Genomic DNA, 2,623 nt, shown 5'->3' with positions numbered 1-2,623 from the left:
CCCCTTACCTGGGTGTCGTCCTGGTGGTATCAAATGTACCGATCACCTCGCCGGGTCGACGGCCCGGCGCGCGACCGCGACCGAATCAAGTTTCCTGGTGTCCGGCCGGAATCTGGAGGCGAGGGTCCGGAAACGAGACTCGGGAACGGAACCGAGGGTCCCCACCCGCCACCGTCCCGCCGTCCTACTCATCCCATCCGTCGCCTCCATTCCCTCATGTCTCCCGCCGCGATCGGGCTCCGGGCAGGTGGCCTGAACGCACAGGTCCCGGGGCGCTTCCAGGTGGAGACCCACCGTGAACCAAGCTCCGTGGCACCACTCGCGCTGGCATTCGTCGGACCGACGATGAGGAGCACGCCATGGCAGTCACAACCGATTCCGTATTCGCCGGGGCGGACGCCGGTACCGGCGTCGCGGCCGACCACGGGAACCCGCTCCCGGACCAGGCGACTGATCTGCTGGCCGCGTTGTTCGATCCCGCGAACAGGCCGAATCCCTATCCGCTCTATGCGCGCCTGCGGGCAGCCGGCCGGCTGCCCGAGACGCCGTTCGGACTGCAGGTCGCCACCCGGCACGACGACTGCGTAGCGGTACTGTCCAACCAGAGTTGGGGGCACGATCAGGAGGCCCACCAACTGCATCCCACCTTGCCCGCCGAGGAGTTCCCGGCGACGTTCCTGTGGATGGAGCCGCCGGACCACACCCGGCTGCGCGGCCTGGTGAGCAAGGCGTTCACCCCGCGTCGGGTCGCCGATCTGCGGCCGCGTATCACCGCCCTCGTCGACGACCTGCTCGACACCGCGCTGCGGGCCGGAGAGTTCGACCTCATCGAGACGATCGCGTACCCGCTGCCACTCACGATCATCTGTGAGATCCTCGGGGTGCCGGCGGCCGACCACGGCATCATCCAGATCTGGTCGCAGGCGCTGGCCAGGGCGTTCGACCCGGACGTCCTGATGTCTCCGGAGGCGTTGGCGGAACGTAACGACGCCATCCCTGAGTTCCTCGCCTACTTCCGTGCGCTGGTCGCGCGCAGCCGCCGCAGCGGTGGCGACGATCTGCTCAGCGCGCTGGCCGCCGTCGAGGAGCAGGGTGATCGGCTGACCGAGGACGAACTGCTCGGCACCTGCGTGACCCTGCTGATCGCCGGCCACGAGACGACGGTCAACCTGGTCGGCAACGGGGCGCTGGCGTTGCTGCGTAACCCCGATCAGACGGCGTTGCTGCGCGACGAACCGGATCTCATCCGGCCCGCCGTCGACGAGCTGCTACGCTATGACTCCCCGATCCACCTCAACACCCGGGCAGCGATCCGGGAAATGACGGTGGGTGGCCGGACCTTTTCCCCGGGTGAGGGCTTGGTGGCGTTGATCGCTTGCGCCAGCCGCGATCCGGAGGCGTTCGACGACCCGGACCGTCTCGATGTGCGCCGCTACGTGGCGGGCTCCGGCGCGTCCCGGCACCTGTCGTTCAGCCTTGGCCACCACTACTGCCTCGGCGCGCCGTTGGCGTTGCTCGAGATGGAGATCTTCCTGGCGGGGTTCCTCCACCGGGTCCGGTCCGCCGAGCTTCTCGTCGATTCGCCGCCCTACAAATCCAACCTGCTCATCCGAGGACTGGCGGAGCTCCCCGTCCGCTTCCGGGGATAGTGCCGCAAAGTCGCGGATCGAGCCGATTCTGATATTCTGCTCGAAGTCAAGTGCCAGGTCGGAGGCGTGGTGGATGCCACGTCGGGCGAATCTTACGCCGTATCTTCCGTATCTCCACACGCCGTATTCACCCGTAGTTTTTCGGGATCGCTAGCGTGTCCGCGGGAGGTACCATGGAGAGCAAGATCGATTTCCGATACCTCGTCTCTTTCCTGGCGATCGCAGAAGAACTCCACTTCGGCCGGGCCGCGGCCAGGCTCCATCTGGCCCAGCCCTCTCTCAGGAGTCGCAATGAAATAACTTGCGCGTTTCGAACCCTCCACAGGCCTGTGACCTGCGATGATGCTCTCGATCACGTATTTGTTACTTCATTACGTCCCCTCAGTCAGCAACTCCAGCGTCTCGAACGTGACATCGGTGTCGAACTGGTCAACCGGACCTCCCGGGAGGTCCGGTTGACTCCGGCGGGCCGGGCCTTCGAGAAGGAGGCACGACGTCTGCTGGAACAGGCACGACAGGCGGTCCGGGCGGCCAGGGAGGCCGCTTCCGGCCGGACCGGTCGGATCCCCATCGGGTTCAACTTCCCCGCCGGGGAACGGGTCCTCCAACCCACCCTGCTGCGGCTCAACGCTGACTACCCGAACGTCTCGACCACTCTCTGGGAGGCTCGCAGCGGCCCCCAGCTGTCCGCCCTCACCGCGGGAAAACTCGACGTCGCGCTCGTGTTCGCTGGGCCTCTCGCGGCCCAGTTGCGGTCCCATCGGGTCTTCACCGTGCCGCTGGTGGCGCTCGTCGGGCGGAACCACCCGTGGGCGGACCGCCGCCAGGTCTCGTTCCGGGAGCTGGCGGGCCAGGGATGCGTGCTGTTCCGCCGGGAACAGAGCCCGGCGATGCACGACGCCATCCTCGCCGCCGCCGACCGCTGTGGCATCCGCCTGAGTGTGGCCGCGGAGGTCGACGTCTCCGGCGCCACC

The 2,623-nt window shown here is 67.3% G+C and carries 2 protein-coding genes and 1 pseudogene; all 3 read left to right on the top strand.

Annotation, left to right across the window (positions count from 1 at the left end; translation table 11 throughout):
* Positions 1 to 359 precede the first annotated feature (359 nt).
* Positions 360 to 1,649 (top strand): cytochrome P450, encoded by a 1,290-nt coding sequence (locus AC08OU_RS20310; RefSeq protein WP_476605564.1) that lies wholly within the window; start codon positions 360 to 362, stop codon positions 1,647 to 1,649.
* A 185-nt stretch (positions 1,650 to 1,834) separates the two neighbouring features.
* Positions 1,835 to 1,927 (top strand): annotated as a pseudogene (locus AC08OU_RS20305) (LysR family transcriptional regulator); the annotation flags it as partial.
* Positions 1,928 to 1,978: 51 nt separating this feature from the next.
* The coding region (locus AC08OU_RS20300) for a LysR family transcriptional regulator (protein WP_476605566.1) at positions 1,979 to 2,623 on the top strand (645 nt) is incomplete at its 3' end.

It is taken from the genome of Frankia sp. CcMO1, from assembly GCF_977945845.1.
This window is presented reverse-complemented; position numbering and strand designations above follow the sequence as displayed.